General features: G+C 61.0%; 13 protein-coding genes. 5 read left to right on the forward strand and 8 right to left on the reverse strand.

What is annotated here, in order from left to right:
- Positions 1-170: 170 nt before the first annotated feature.
- Both ACS4RR_RS30840 and ACS4RR_RS30845 read left to right on the forward strand, forming a co-directional pair.
- Positions 171-1,052, forward strand: a complete 882-nt coding sequence (locus ACS4RR_RS30840; RefSeq protein ID WP_456190584.1) for an MBL fold metallo-hydrolase — start codon at positions 171-173, stop codon at positions 1,050-1,052.
- A gap of 21 nt (positions 1,053-1,073) precedes the next feature.
- The gene (locus ACS4RR_RS30845; protein WP_456190585.1) at positions 1,074-1,844 is read left to right on the forward strand and encodes a phosphotransferase enzyme family protein; all 771 of its coding nucleotides are present in this window, start codon (positions 1,074-1,076) and stop codon (positions 1,842-1,844) included.
- Positions 1,845-1,888: 44 nt separating this feature from the next.
- Here the strand turns inward: ACS4RR_RS30845 and ACS4RR_RS30850 are convergent, their stop codons facing one another.
- From ACS4RR_RS30850 to ACS4RR_RS30880, 7 genes are all read right to left on the reverse strand, one after another.
- Positions 1,889-2,932, reverse strand: coding sequence for a magnesium and cobalt transport protein CorA (locus ACS4RR_RS30850; protein WP_456190586.1), 1,044 nt, complete (start codon positions 2,930-2,932; stop codon positions 1,889-1,891).
- Between the two features lie 66 nt (positions 2,933-2,998).
- On the reverse strand, positions 2,999-3,169 hold the full coding sequence (locus ACS4RR_RS30855) for a hypothetical protein (protein ID WP_162116336.1): 171 nt from the start codon (positions 3,167-3,169) through the stop codon (positions 2,999-3,001).
- 38 nt (positions 3,170-3,207) lie between these two features.
- Positions 3,208-4,659, reverse strand: coding sequence for an NCS1 family nucleobase:cation symporter-1 (locus ACS4RR_RS30860; RefSeq protein WP_456190587.1), 1,452 nt, complete (start codon positions 4,657-4,659; stop codon positions 3,208-3,210).
- A gap of 151 nt (positions 4,660-4,810) precedes the next feature.
- Positions 4,811-5,896, reverse strand: coding sequence for an alpha/beta hydrolase (locus tag ACS4RR_RS30865; protein ID WP_246709669.1), 1,086 nt, complete (start codon positions 5,894-5,896; stop codon positions 4,811-4,813).
- A 271-nt stretch (positions 5,897-6,167) separates the two neighbouring features.
- Entirely contained in the window at positions 6,168-9,242 is a 3,075-nt protein-coding gene (locus ACS4RR_RS30870; RefSeq protein WP_456190588.1) for an efflux RND transporter permease subunit, read from the reverse strand.
- Positions 9,239-10,324, reverse strand: coding sequence for an efflux RND transporter periplasmic adaptor subunit (locus ACS4RR_RS30875; RefSeq protein ID WP_456190589.1), 1,086 nt, complete (start codon positions 10,322-10,324; stop codon positions 9,239-9,241). Before ACS4RR_RS30875 ends, ACS4RR_RS30870 begins: the two co-directional genes overlap by 4 nt.
- Positions 10,321-11,394, reverse strand: a complete 1,074-nt coding sequence (locus ACS4RR_RS30880) for an efflux RND transporter periplasmic adaptor subunit (RefSeq protein WP_170279654.1) — start codon at positions 11,392-11,394, stop codon at positions 10,321-10,323. Before ACS4RR_RS30880 ends, ACS4RR_RS30875 begins: the two co-directional genes overlap by 4 nt.
- Positions 11,395-11,504: 110 nt before the next feature.
- On the opposite strand from ACS4RR_RS30880, the gene ACS4RR_RS30885 reads away from it, so the two are divergent.
- Both ACS4RR_RS30885 and ACS4RR_RS30890 read left to right on the forward strand, forming a co-directional pair.
- Positions 11,505-12,137, forward strand: a complete 633-nt coding sequence (locus ACS4RR_RS30885; RefSeq protein ID WP_170279653.1) for a TetR/AcrR family transcriptional regulator — start codon at positions 11,505-11,507, stop codon at positions 12,135-12,137.
- A gap of 75 nt (positions 12,138-12,212) precedes the next feature.
- Positions 12,213-13,292: a LacI family DNA-binding transcriptional regulator gene (locus ACS4RR_RS30890; protein ID WP_260111246.1), complete on the forward strand. Its 1,080-nt coding sequence runs from the start codon at positions 12,213-12,215 to the stop codon at positions 13,290-13,292.
- Positions 13,293-13,338: 46 nt separating this feature from the next.
- Here ACS4RR_RS30890 and ACS4RR_RS30895 read toward each other — a convergent pair whose 3' ends face one another.
- Positions 13,339-14,361 (reverse strand): helix-turn-helix domain-containing protein, encoded by a 1,023-nt coding sequence (locus tag ACS4RR_RS30895; protein WP_456190590.1) that lies wholly within the window; start codon positions 14,359-14,361, stop codon positions 13,339-13,341.
- On the opposite strand from ACS4RR_RS30895, the gene ACS4RR_RS30900 reads away from it, so the two are divergent.
- On the forward strand, positions 14,345-14,558 hold a 214-nt coding region (locus tag ACS4RR_RS30900; protein ID WP_456190596.1), incomplete at its 3' end, for a hypothetical protein. The two genes, ACS4RR_RS30895 and ACS4RR_RS30900, sit on opposite strands and share 17 nt — an antisense overlap.

A 14,558-nucleotide genomic window follows, 5' to 3' on the forward strand; every position in this document is an offset into this window, starting at 1 on the left:
CGGACGGACCTTGAAGGTTCGCGATATAAGTGAATAGTCTCGGGCTGTCTGAGACGATGACCCATTTGGCTGCTAACGGAGGGCCCCGCACCGTTTTGAAAGATCAGCGCCCGAACGAGACTTGATGTGTCCGAATGAAATCACTGCGATTGCAATAGAGGCAGCCAGACGTGAACCCATCGGTGGAATTATGTTCATATCCCGAACTCGATGATCAGATCGTGATCGTCAGGGCGGGCGACGAGGTTGATGGCGTGTTTATCCGGACCGAAAGGTTCAATGTGCTGATCGATACGCTCGGAACGCCCGAGCTGTGCCTGACGGCGCTGGGCATGCTCGGGGAACAGATAAACGCTCGTCCGCTGATCGTCATCAATTCGCACATGGATTGGGATCATTTCTGGGGGAATGCCGCCATTGCGCGGCGCGCTCCGATTATCGCGCATGCCGCCGCGCTCGACCGTTTACGCGACCCTTCCGCGCGGGAAGTCCTGAGAGACAAGGCGAGCCAGGAGTCGAGGTTTCGGGACGTCGACCTCATCGGTCCCGACATCACGTTCTCCGGCTCGATGACCGTCAACGGCGGCGATCTGACGCTGGAGCTCATTCATACGCCGGGACATACGCCCGACCATGTCGCCGTATGGATTCCCGAACTTCGCATCTGCCTGGCCGTCGACGCGGTGGAATACCCCATCCCCGAAGTCTGGAGCAAAAATGCAGGCGACCTGCGCTTGATCCGTTCCTCGCTCGAGCGGATACGTGACCTCAATGCAAGACTGGTCGTCCCGGCGCACGGCCGGACGCACTCTCCTTCGGCGGTGCATGACAACCTCGCCTATTTCCTAGCCCTGGCCGATCGTGTCGGCAGTTTGAGCGAGAGCCAATTGGCGGAGCCGCAACTCGGCGGTTCAAGCGGCCTGCGGCTTGAAGACTTCGTCGCCATCCCCGAGGGAATGCCTTCCGACGTGGTGGCGTTCTACCGGAACTGCCATGAGACAAACCTTGGCGCGACGGTTCAGGCCCACATCGACAAGCTGAAATCCGCATAGAGGACGTCTGGAGACCGGAAAATGAAACCGTTGGAGGGCGGACGAACCGGGCAGATCTGGCGTGACGGCGACACCGTGATCAGGCCGTCCGGCGCATGGACGCCGACGGTGCACCGGTTTTTGCGCCATCTGAGAAGCAGAGGCTTTCCGGGAGCGCCTCATCCCATTGAAATAACCGGGAACCAGGAAGTCGTCAGTTATGTTGCCGGGCGCGTCTGCGAAGACTTGAGCGATCAGTTTGTCGGGTCGGAGCGCATGCTGCTTTCCGCAGCCAAGCTACTGCGCGAATTTCATTCGGCATCTCATGGGTTTCTGGAATCGGATCGCGAGGTCCAGGCATGGATGCTGCCGCCGCAGGAACCGTACGAGATCATATGCCACGGAGATTATGCACCCTACAATATCGCCACAGCCGGTCATGAGGCTGTCGGGATCATCGATTTCGACACCGCCCATCCCGCACCTCGCCTATGGGATCTGGCCTATTCGGTTTACCGCTGGGCGCCGCTCTCCGATCCTGCCAATCCTGATGTGACCTTCGGCCTAGACGAACAGCTGCAGCGGGCGGAGATTTTCTGCACGGCATATGGGGCGACGATGCAAGAACGGCTCCAACTCCCCGAGATGATCTGCCGACGGCTTCAAGCGCTCGTCGACTACATTTTGCCAAGTGCAGCGGCCGGAGATGAGACATTCGTGGAGCATGTGGCGAGAGGAGACGCCCGGCTGTATCTCAGCGATATGCAGTATGTTCGAAGCCATCGGGATCGGCTGCTGAAGGCCCTGTGCTGACGCACCTTTGCCAACTCGAATGTCCCGACTGCCGCATGCCCACCCTACAGCCATTTCCTCCGTCGGAAGAAGCCGAAAAGGCCAAGGCACAAGATGGCTATGACACCAAGCACGACGAAATAGCCATATTGGGTTTTCAGCTCCGGCATATCGCTGAAATTCATCCCGTAGATGCCGGCGATCGCGGTGGGGACGGCAAGGATCGCCGCCCAGGCGGCGAGCTTGCGGGCAATCGCCGTCTGCTCCGACTGGCCGATCATCACGCTCGCCTCGAAGGCGAAGGCCAGCACCTCGCGCAGCGCGTCGATATCTTCCTGAACGCGGCGCACATGGTCCGTGACATCGCGAAACAGCGATTGCAGCGTCGGATCCATGCCGGGAAGATCCGTGTGCTCGTATCGCCGGCAGACGTCGACAAGCGGCACCACGGCGTTGCGCAGCCGCAGCAGCCTGCGCCTCAACAGGTAAAGCCGCTCGATATCGGACTTTGTCAACTGTTCGCGCAGCACCAGATCCTCGATATTTTCGACCTCGTCCTGCACGACCTCGATGACAGGCATGTAGTTGTCGACGATGAAATCGAGGATGGAATAGAGGATGTAGTTCTCGCCGTGGGCAAGGGCCGCCGGCGTCGCCTCGCATCGCTGCCGCACCGCCAGATAGGAGGACGAGTCGCCGTGACGAACGGAGACGACATAACCGCGACCGACGAACAGGTGCGTTTCGCCGAAGATGATTTCGCCGTCCTTCATGTGCGCGGTCCGGGCGACGATGAACATCGCCTCCCCGTAGATCTCCAGTTTCGGGCGCTGGTGGGGCTGCGCTGCATCCTCGATCGCCAGCGGATGGAGATTGAACTGCGCCTGGACTTGGCTTAGCAGCACCTCATCCGGCTCGTGCAGGCCGATCCAGACGATCGCATTCTCCCGGCCCCGCCATTCGCCGGCCTCCTCTATCCTGATGTCGCGAATACGTTGCCCGTGCTGGTAAACGGCGGCAGCCACGACGCCAGGCCGTTCATAGGAAGGCGATGTGGAACCGCTAGCCCCCTGCGCGGGAATACTGTCCAGATCCTTCAGCCGTTCCAAATCCTGCCGTCCTCTCATTCCTGCACGGATCGTATATCCGCAGCAGCCCCTCCGCCGGTCAGGCGCTCAGCCGATCATAATGCTATTTCGTAAAACATGCATCATCCGCATCGGTGCGGGGTCCGACCAGCCGCCTTCGTCGTGGTCAGGCGGCGGGCGGCGCCTTCCAGCTCGTGCAGAGCCCTGCAAACGGTTGCCGCTCGCCGCTGAAACAGGCGACAGCAGGAAATCCGACATGTAAGCCGCCCGGCAATTGCCGGGCGGCTTTCATTTGCTCAGGACGCGAAGGCCGGATTGCGCCGCGCGCCCATTCTCAATGCGAAATAGATCGCCCCGCCGATGGCGACGCCGAAGAACCAGCCGTAGGTGCCCCACCAGTCCGGCAGGATGGTGGTGAAGGTCGGCAGGATCGAGGAGAACAGCGCGCCCACCACAAATGCGATGAAGGCATTGCCGTGCCATCCGTTCTGGAACCGGAACTCGCCATCCTCATGATAAAGCGCTTCGACGTTCAGTTGGCTCTTCCGGAGGAGATAATAGTCCACCATCATGATGCCGAAGATCGGCCCCATCGTCGATCCGATAAAATTGACGAAATGCGCCGCACCCGTCTCCCAGGGAGCAAACGGGTAAAGCACAAGAGCGATCAATGCGGCGATATATCCCCCGCGCTTGAAATTGATCTGGCGCGGGAAAACATTGGCAAAGTCGAAGGCCGGCGACACGAAATTCGCCACGACGTTGATGCCGAGCGTTGCGATCGCGAATGTTAGCGCGGCCAGCAGCGCCAGGAACCAGCTGTCGAATTTCGCCGATATCATTTCCGGATGCAGCAGCACCTCTCCGTAGACGGTGAAGGCAGCGGTGGTCGTCACGCCTGCGACGAGGCAGAACGCCAGCAGGTTGATCGGAAGCCCCCAGAGGTTGCCTTTCCTGAGCGCCTTTTCATTCGTTGCGTAGCGCGAAAAATCGCAGAAATTCAGGTAAAGTGCTGCGAAATAGGTGATCCAGGTGGCGGCCACGGCAGCTAGCGCTGCAATCGAACCAGGCTCACCCGGCACGCCCGCATCCTTGGTCTTTTCGATCAGCACGTCGCGCGGGATTTCGGACCCGAATGAGAAGGTGCCGGACTTGACGACCAGATAAACCGAGAGCACCAGCATCATGATCCAGACGGCCGGACCGGCCCAATCCTGGAACTTGCGAACCGTTTCCATCCCGCGCTGAATGATCAGCAGCTGCAGCGCCCAGACGATGACGTAGCAGATGACCTCGAGGGTTGAATGACCGAGAAAGTGACTGTTCTGGTGAAAGGCGAGCAGGCTGTCGTTGCGGATCAGCAAGGCGACGATCGCGCCGGATGCGGCGGCGGTCTGCGCCCCGTACCAGAAGCAGGCGACCACCGCTCGGACGAGTGCCGGCACGTTCGCCCCGAACGTGCCGAAGGAGGCGCGCGCCAGAACCGGAAAGGGGACGCCTGTGCGCACGCCGGCATTGCCGACCAGGCTCATCAGGCAGAAGATGACCAGAGATCCAATGCCGATGGCGATGACGAAACTGACGAAGCTGCCGCACAGCAGGAACAGGCTCGCCGCCAGATAGTAGCCCCACAGGCTGTGGACGTCTGATGTCCAGACGTTGAAAATGCTGAATGCACCCCATTTGCGCTCCTCGGCGGGTGCAAGGTCCTCGTTGTATAACGAGGGAGACGGATTTTGTACGCTCATGAATGCCCTCCCATGTCCTTGAGGCCAAATCGGCCACAGGCGGAAGTTTGCTCTTCATTTGTGCAGCTGACAATTTAATAGTCACATTGTACACATCTCTTGGCGATGCCTCAGGATTAGCCATGGGGCTCGCCCGGTACACGAATTCTAGTCAGTTCGATCCGACGACACGTCCAGCCAGACGAAACGGACTTGCGACTGCGGCACCGGCGGCATCGAAGACATAGGCGCCAACGTCGCCGGCGCTCGACCGCTTCCCGCTTTCGAAGGATGCAAGCTGCGCGCCGAACTTGGCAAGCGACGCGTAGCGGTCATGCCCCAGCCCGTCGGACGCCCGGATCGACGTGATGTCGATGACCCGAAGCCTTTCCTTCAAGGCGGCATCTCTGATGACGGGATCGTCGATATCGAGGCGTCCGACGCGCGCCCGCTCACCCGCGATGAAGCTCGAAGCCACCAGCGCACGGTCGTCCTTCGACACGAGAAGAGATATCGGGGCCGGCATTCGCCCGATATCGTTCAGCTGGGACCGGAAAACATCGATGTCGATGTCAGGGGCGGCAAGGATCACCGCCAGTTTGCCGATAACGTCGTCGCGATGCTGCAGTTTGAGCTGGCGCACCGTTTCCATGACCAGGAATCCGCCCATGCTGTGTCCGAAAAGGATGATGCGTTTCACCCTTCCTGAAGCCGAGAGCGACGTGACAAGCGAGTCGAGGTCGCTGCGCGAGGAGAGCGCCGCATCGCGGTCGGCGACATAGCCGGCGACGGCTGCGGCGGAAGGCCACGAAAACAGAATCGGAGAACCCGGAATGTTAGCGTCCGCAGCGATCTGCGCGGTGCGAAACAGCGCTTCCTGATAGCTATAGTTGTAGCCGTGGACAAAGATGCCGACGGTGCCCTCGTTCTGCGTAGAGCGGAGCACCTCCTCCACGAAGGCATCCTTTGCAAGCTGCTTGCGCCCGATAACGGCAAATTGGCGTTCGGGATCCGGCCTCTCGGTCGGATATGTGATCGCGGTGTCCTTCCGGCCGGGAGGGACCGAAAACCCATACTGCTCATAGGTGAGCTTGTCGGCCCATGCGCTGCCGAACCCGCCCCGTATGCTATCCGGGGTTCTATTGGTCGCCACGAGAACGTTCACGCTGACCGGAGCCTCTTCGGCATGAGTCAGTTGACTCAGATGAACTGGCTTCAATACGTCCGGCGATGGCCTCGTCGCACAGCCTGCAAGCATAGCCAGGCCGATCGCGGCAACGATGGCCGGCCCGGTCTTCAGGAGCTCTCGGTGATCTGCCTTCGAGGGTTCCGGAGAATACCATTCCGTCATCGATAAATTTCCCCTGGAATCAAGGCTCTCGGGCGCATGGATCAGCCAATCTCGTCATACGGTATGTCGTTCCTTCCCGCGTGGGATGGCATCGCCTGCGCCACCCCACACATATTATCGCGGCCCGTGTTGCAGCGGCCGCCGCGGCGGCCGTGGGCGATGGCCGTCGAAGACTGCGTCATACCTCTGCAGCCGCGGCTCCGGCCTGAACGCCTTCATCCCTTGGAATCCTGAACCACGCGACGTAGAGCGCAGGCAGGAACAGCAGGGTGAGCGCGGTTCCGACGACGATGCCGCCCATCATGGCGTAGGCCATCGGCCCCCAGAAGATCTCGCGCGAGATCGGGATCAGCGCCAGCGTGGCCGCCGCGGCCGTCAGCATGATCGGCCGCATGCGGTGTTCAGTGGCCTCGATGACCGCCTGCCAGGGTGCCATTCCTTCGCTGCGTAGGTGCTCGATCTGAACGACCAGGATGACGGAGTTGCGGATCAGAATGCCGATGAGCGCAAGCACGCCGAGGATCGCGACGAAGCCCATGGGTGCGTTGCTGAGCAGCAGTGCTGCGACGACGCCGATCAGGGCGGTCGGCGCAACCGCGAACACCAGGAAGAGGCGGCTGAAGCTCTGCAGCTGGATCATCAGGATCGTCGCCATCACAAACAGCATCAGCGGAGCGACTGCCGCGATCGGCCCCTGGGCATCTGCACTGGATTCGACCGCGCCGCCCACTTCCACCTTGTATCCTACGGGAAGGTTTTTCTGGAATTCTTCGACCTTCGGCTTGAGCTGTTCGACGATCGTGGCGGGTTGCGTCGGACCGACGACGGCCGCCTTGACCGTTATGGTGGGTTGCCTGTCGCGACGCCAGATCGTCGGCTGCTCGAGCTCGTAGCGGAAATTCGCCACGGCAGACAGCGGCACGACCTTGCCGTTGGAGGTGGAGAGCTGCAGATTCTCAAGCGTCTGGATGGAATCGCGCTCGGCTGCCCTGGCGCGGCCGATGACGTTGACCAGGTAGATGTCGTCTCGAACCTGGGTGGCCGTCGAGCCTTCGACGATGCCGTTGAGGGCAGTGGCGATGTCTTCGGAGGATACGCCGAGCTGGCGCGCCTTGTCCTGCAGGACATCGACCTTCACCACGCGGGACGGCTCATTCCAGTCCAGGACCATGTTCGCCAGAAGCGGGTGCGATCCCATGACGCCGGCGAACTGCTGCGAGAGGTCGCGGACCTTTTGAACATCGGGACCGCTGATCCGGTACTGGACCGGCTTGCCCACCGGCGGGCCGATGTCGAGAAGCTTGACGAAGGCGTCGGTGCCGGGGAAGGTTTTCGTCAGATAGTCCTGCAGTTCCGCCCGCACCTTGTCGCGCACGTCGAGCCCTTTGGTGACGATGATCGTCTGCCCGAACGACACGTCGGGCGTCTGCACGTCAAAGGACAAGATGAAGCGTGGCGCACCCTGGCCGACATAGGTCGTCCAATGGTCGACATCCTTGTTATCGGCCAGCATCTCCTTTTCGAACTTGGCCATCTGCCTGTTGGTTTCGGCGATCGAACTGTTGTTGGGGAGATTCCAGTCGATGACCAGCTCGGTTCTGTCCGAGTTGGGGAAGAACTGTTGCTGCACCAGCCCCATGCCGCCGATCGAAAGTGCAAAGACACCGACCGTGAGGATGATGGTGACCCAGCGCCAGCGCATCGCCAGCCCCAGGAGCCGGGAGAAGACCGAGGCGAAGCGGCCCTTCTTCTCGTGATGCGATTTCATCGTCTTCGGCAGGATCGTGACGCCGAGAAGCGGCGTGAACAGCACCGCCACCACCCAGGAAACGATCAGCGAAACTGCGATGACCACGAAAAGCGTGAAGGTGAACTCACCGGCAGCACTGTTGTTGAGACCGACCGGGATGAAACCGGCAACGGTGACGAGCGTCCCCGTCAGCATCGGAAAGGCGGTCGATGTATAAACGTGGGTGGCGGCCTTCCTGAGATCGTCGCCCGCCTCCAGGCGGGCCACCATCATCTCGACGGCGATCATGGCATCGTCGACAAGCAGCCCGAGCGCGATGATGAGTGCGCCAAGCGAGATGCGCTGAAGCGAAATGCCGGAATATTCCATCACCACGAAGGTGATCGCCAGGACGAGCGGAATGGAGATCGCCACCACCATGCCGGCGCGAAGACCAAGGCTGATGAAGCTGATAATCAGGACGATGACGATCGCTTCGAAGAGCGCGCGGGTAAATCCCGACACCGCTTCGTCGACGACGGCCGGCTGATCGGAAACGCGGTGGACGTCCACGCCGATCGGAAGGTCAGCGACGACACGTTTCATCTGCGCGTCGAGCCCCTCACCGAACTCCAGAAGATTGGCGCCCTGCTTCATGCCGATCGCAAGCCCGATCGCCGGCTGGCCGTTGAACCGGAACAGCGACGAGGGCGGATCCACGTAGCCGCGTTTGATCGTGGCGACATCGCTCAGCGGAAAGAAGCGGTCGTTGATCCGAAGATTGATCGATCTCAGGCTGTCCTCGGACGTAAACTGTCCGCTGACCCGCAAGGCGATGCGCTCCGGCCCGGCGTCAACGAAGCCGGACTGCGTGACGGCATTCTGCGCCTGCAGGGTCTGAATGACCGACTGTTGGTCGATCCCGAGTGCGGCGATCTGGCGTGTGGAGAATTCGAGATAGATCGCCTCGTCCTGGGCGCCGACCACATCGACCTTGCCAACGTTGGGCACGGTCAGAACCTTGGAACGGGCATCTTCCACGAGATCACGAAGTTGGCGCTGAGTAAGCCCGTCGCTGGTGAAGGCGTAGATGTTTCCGAAGACGTCGCCGAAGCGATCGTTGAAGAAAGGACCGACGACCCCGGTGGGGAAATCGCCCTTGATGTCGGCAATCATGTTGCGGATGCGCAGCCAGGTCGGCGCAACATCCTTCGCCTTGGTCGTCGGCAACAGCTCGACAAAGACGGTCGTCTGGCCCGCAACGGTCTCGCTCTTGGTGTAATCAAGCGATTCCAGTTCCTGAAGCTTTTTCTCGATCCTGTCGGTCACCTGCCGCGTCACCTCTTCGGCGGAGGCGCCGGGCCACCGGGCGGTGATCACCATCGTCTTGATCGTGAAGTTCGGGTCTTCCTCGCGGCCGAGCTTCACGTAGGAGAAGGCGCCGGCGAGAATGAAGACGATCATGAAGTACCAGACGAGCGAACGGTGTTCGAGCGCCCAGTCGGAAAGATTGAAGGACTTCACTGGCTGATCTCCTGGTCGATCCTGATGGTCTGGCCATCTTCAAGTTTATGCACGCCTGCCACGACCACCCTTTCTCCGGGGGCGATCCCTTCGCTGACGCGGGCGGTGCCGCCATCTTCGATGTCACCGTCGATCTTCACGCGGCGAAGCGATACCTTCCTGGCTGGCGCATCGACGATCCAGACGCTCGGGCCGTCGCTGCCGACAAGGATTGCAGAGGAAGGCAGGACGATCTGCAGATCGGCTGCAATGGTTGCCGAGGCGGATATGACGGAGCCCAGCCGGAAGGTGGCGGGGGGATCGCTCAGTGCGATCTTGGTCCTGCTCGTGCGGGTGGACGTCTCCGCCTCCGGTGCTATTTCACGCACGATCCCGGACGTGCGGATGGTCGGATCGAGCTGCAGCGTCACCTCGAAGGGCGCGCCGATCTTCAGCTTCTGGGCGGCTGCCTGGGGCACGTCGACCACGGCATCGCGCTTGTCCGGCCGTGCGATGGTCACGACCGTCTGGCCGGCCGACACCACCTGTCCGACCTCGGCCGAGGTCGCGGTCACCACCCCGTCGAATTCCGCCCGAAGCTGCGCGTAGCCGAGTTGCTCCGTGGCCTTGTCGAGATTGGCCTGCGCCTTGGCGACGGCGGCCGCGGCCGTCCGCCTTGCCTGTTCGGCCTCTTCGAGCGAGGCTTCGGTGCCTGAGCGCGACTCCAGCAACGTGCGCTGGCGCTGTTCTGTGGTCACCGCGTTCCTGAGCTGGGCGTCGCTGTTCTCTACGTCCGACTGCGCGTTGCGCACGGCAAGCTCCAACGCCAGCGGATCGATGGCGGCAACGACATCATCCTTCTTAACGAGATCGCCGACATTGACGTTGCGGGCGATCATCCGCCCGAGAATCCGGAAGCCGAGTTCAGTCTCGATCGTCGGTTCGATCGTGCCGGTCAGGCTCAAGCTCGAAGACGACGTTGGCTTGGCTGTCATCGACAGCACGGGACGAGGGGCTTCCTCCTTGCTTTCCTCCTGCGGCGTACAGGAGGAGATCAGGGCCGTAGCCATCATCAGTGCGACTATCTTGGGACGAATAATCACTTGGAAGCTTCCTTGACATAAGACACGATTTCACCCGGCCTGAGGAACTTGGTTCCGTCGGCCACCACGACCTCTCCTTCAGACACACCTGACTTGACGATGAAGCTGCCGGTCTCGTAGCCGGAGACATCCACCGCCCTTGCCGAAACCGCAGATGATGCGGGATCGACAATCCAGACGGCCGGCTTGCCGTCCTTGGATGTCATGGCGGACCAGGGAAGCTGGATGACGTCCTGCGAGACATAATTGAATCTTCCGACGACGGGAGCGCCGAGGGGGATCGGAGCGTCGCTCGATATCGCGACCTTGACCTTGATGGTTCCGGTGGAGGGATCGATCGTCGGCGAAATCTCGCGAACCTTCGCCGTAATCTTCTGCGAGGAGTTCGCCAGAAGGGTCACGGTCCCGTCGCCGTCGATCGGGCGCAGGAACGCGCTCTCGACCACTTCAAAGACGGCATCCCGGTCGCCGTCATGGGCAAGCGTGAACACGACCTGGGCGGCCTGCGCCACTTGCCCGACCTCGGCATTGCGGGCGGTGATCATTCCGTCGGCGTCCGCCTTCAGCTCGGTGTAGGACAGAGTGTCCTGAGCGGTCTCCAACAGCGCTTGCGCTGACTTCGTCGATGCCTGCGCGGTCAGGAGCGCCTCCTGCGCCTGATCGAGTGCCGCACGCGTCGTCACCTGCGTTCGAAACAGGCTCTGCTGGCGGTCGTATGCGAGCTGCGCCTGGGTTTGCTGCGCCTCAGCCGACTGAAGGTTGGCAGCCGCCACATCCAGATCGGCCCTCTGCTCTTCCGGATCGATCCGCGCGAGGAGCTGCCCCGCCTTCACGGACTGTCCGACTTCCACCAGCCGCTCGACGATCTTGCCGCTGACGCGGAAGGACAGATCGGTCTGGACACGGGCGCGGACTTCGCCGGTGACCGCGCCACCTCGGACCAGCGGCTCAGGCCTGGCGACGACGATGCCGACCTGCCGTGCGGTTGGCTTAGTCGGCTCGCCCGCATCGCTGCATGATCCGAGACCGATGGCGCATGCGATCGCCGTGGCGACCAGAATGGTTCTCATAGTTGACCTCTTGCTCTCAACGGCAGCTTCTATATAATTGACTGACGTATTAGTCAATGAAACTTTGCGTCGCGGGGACGAGGGCGTGCGCAATAAGGGAGGCGAGGCAAATGGCAGCTCAGAAGAAGATCACGCGGGCGGAACAGAAGGCGCTGCGGCCCATCCAGATCCTGGATGCCGCCTTCGAGGAATTCGTGAGAAGCGGTTTCGCGGGCACACGCGTCGAAGACATCGCCGACAGGGTCGGCGTCACCAAGGGTACGGTGTACGTCTACTTCGAGACGAAGGAGAAGCTTTTCGAAGCCATGATCCACCACTTCTCCGTGCCGTTTCAGGAGCTGCTGGGGATCACCGAGAGTCTCAGCGGCAGCGCCGCCGACCGGCTGATTTCCATTCTCGCACTGCTCTACGAACAAATCGCCGAGGATCGCACGACCCGCGAGCTGACGCGGCTCGTCATTGCCGAAGGGCATCGATTCCCCGACCTAATCGACCGCCACCACGATCAGTTCATTGAACCGATCATCGCCAAGGTCGACGCTCTTATTCTCGAGGGTGTGGCGTCAGGGGAGTTTCGCGAAGTTCCGGTGGAATTCTCCGACATCGTGGTCGCGCCCATCCTGACGACGACAGTTCTGCGGCTGATATTCGACGACCGCCGCGTGCCCACTCCCAACAAGGAGGCCTTCCTGCGGGCCTATTTCGACCTGCTGCTCAACGGCCTGCTTGCCAAACCTCACTGATGGCCGAACGACGAATAATTCCGTGCCAAACACGTAGCTTTTTTGAAGTTTTTATGTAAAAACATTGAGTTAGCTATGCCTTCGAAGGCACGACCTCAATTCGTGACGGAAAAAGTGGAACGCAAAGTCAATCTCAAGGATGTCGCGCGCGATGCTGACGTATCGCTGAGCACGGCCTCGCACGCGCTGAACGGAACCGCACCGCTGACGATCGAGGTACGCGAGAGGGTTCTGGATTCGGCAAAACGCCTGGGTTACCTCGACCGCCGGCGGAAGAAGGCGACGATCGCGACCTTACGCGTCCTGCTTCTCGCCATTCCCGACGATGCCGCGCCGGAGAGCGACCTCAATCTGGTGAGTTGGACGATCCTCAACGGTCTTCGCAGGGAGTGCGAACGCCGCGGCATCAGGATCGTACCCTTCGTTAGCACCGGCCGCCGCATCGACGGCGCTCGGGTCAGGCAGATCGCGCTGTCGGAGCGCGCCGACGGCATCGTGGTCCTGAACGACGATCAGCCGGAATTGATCCGAAGCCTCGCCTCTCCTGATATGCCTGTTGTCATCGTCAACGGCGAAGACCCGGCCATGCTGGTCGATACGGTCACGCCCGAAAACCGTTTTGGGGCAAGGCTCGGCATCGAGCACCTGCTGGGGCTGGGGCATCGCCGCATCCTGCACCTGACCTGGAAGGGCCGCACGACGATCCAGCGCCGATATGACGGCTTTTCCGATGCCTATTTCGCCGCGCAGCTTCCGGTGCCCGACGATATGATCGTCGAGGCCGAGGGGTATGAGCCCAGGCACGGCGAGGCTGCGATCAATGCGCTGCTCGACCGCGATGCCACGATGAAAGGCGCGACCGCCGTCTTCTGCGCGGCCGACAATCTAGCGCTCGGATGCCTGAAGGCATTGGCCGATCGCGACATCCGCGTGCCCGAAGCGATATCAGTGCTGGGGTTCGACGACATCGTCCCCGGCGAATTCAGCCGCCCGCCGTTGTCGACGATCAGCGTTCCCACAGACAGGCTCGGCGCGGCCGCTTTGGCGCTCATCGAACAGCGGCTGATCGCCAACGACCCGCAGCGGCCGGCCCATCGCCTGGAACTCGGTTGCCATCTCGTCTTGAGGGGCAGCATCGCGCCGCCGCGCTCCTAGAACAGGATGTCGTCCGAAAACCGTTCACACGTTTCGGCATCCTGCATTAGCGCAAGCGCTCGGCCCGCAGGCGCGTATCGCGCGGGCTTTCTCCAAAGGCGCTGCGGTAGACACTGGAAAACCTGCCGGCATGAGAAAAACCCCACATCGCGCAGATCTCCCGGACGGATCGCTGATTCATCGGATCCCGCAACTGGTCGCGGGCTGCCTGCAGCCTGATCGTGCGCAAGTAACTGCCCGGTGAAGTTCCCCTGAAGGCCTTGAAGCCCGTTTGCAGCGCCCGAAGTGAAACACCGACGTCATCCGCAATCATCGTCATGGTGAGGGGCTCTGCGATATTGGCGTGCATATAGTCGATAGCACGTCGGACATGCCAAGGCGCGACCAACGACACTTTGTTTTTTTCCAGATAGCCGGAAAAACGGTGAGAGCCAAATCGGATCACGAGATTGGCAAGGGTTTCGCTCATTCCTGCCATGGCAAGCGGTGAAGACAGAAGCGGACCGTCATTGAGCATGCCCCGCACGATCGTCTGCGCGAGGCTGCCGATAAGCTGGCCCGATGGTGTTGCGAGATCCAGAACGGGTTCTAGGTCAAGCAGATCGAGGATCGGCGTTTCCACCAGTGAAACGAGCATTCGTCTCACAATTTTCCAGTCCAGGAACAGCGCATCCGAGCGGTGCGGGCCGCCCTGGACGAAACGATCGCCGGCCTGATGGTTGTTGGCCATGAGAAGATGACCCGCCTCACTTTCAACCACCCTTTTTCCAATGGACAGTCGAAAGGATCCGGTGTGCGGGATGTAAAACGCGAGGTGTTGCGGCGTCTCCTCGAGCGTTCGAATCGTCCAGGAACTCTGATAAACCGAATGAAGCGCCGTAAATGGCCCGCTTGTTCTCAGGTCCGCTGCCCAAGCAAAAGCCCGATCTTTGCTCAGCGGCTTGGCGCTAAAGGCTCCGTAGCCTGCCAAATAGGCTTGCACCATCGACTCGAAGTCCCTGCCTTCATGCGTCGGCGCAAACCCATATGTCTCACGCTCAGGAGCGCGCGCCGTGCTCTCGGATCTCAACGATATCCCCTCTGCGTTCGTGAATTGTGATCCCGGCTGGCTTGGCCAATCTCAATGGAGTAAGCAGGGCCGGCAAACCGGGGCTCGAATTCCTTGTTTGACAGAAGCAAAACGCCCTCCCAATGTGGTTCACACTCACAGTGTAAATCAAACCGAACCCAAAATGAAGTATGATCCGCTAGACCACATCGCCGCGC

It is taken from the genome of Rhizobium zaerense, from assembly GCF_051810725.1.
GTDB lineage: Bacteria > Pseudomonadota > Alphaproteobacteria > Rhizobiales > Rhizobiaceae > Rhizobium > Rhizobium leguminosarum_I.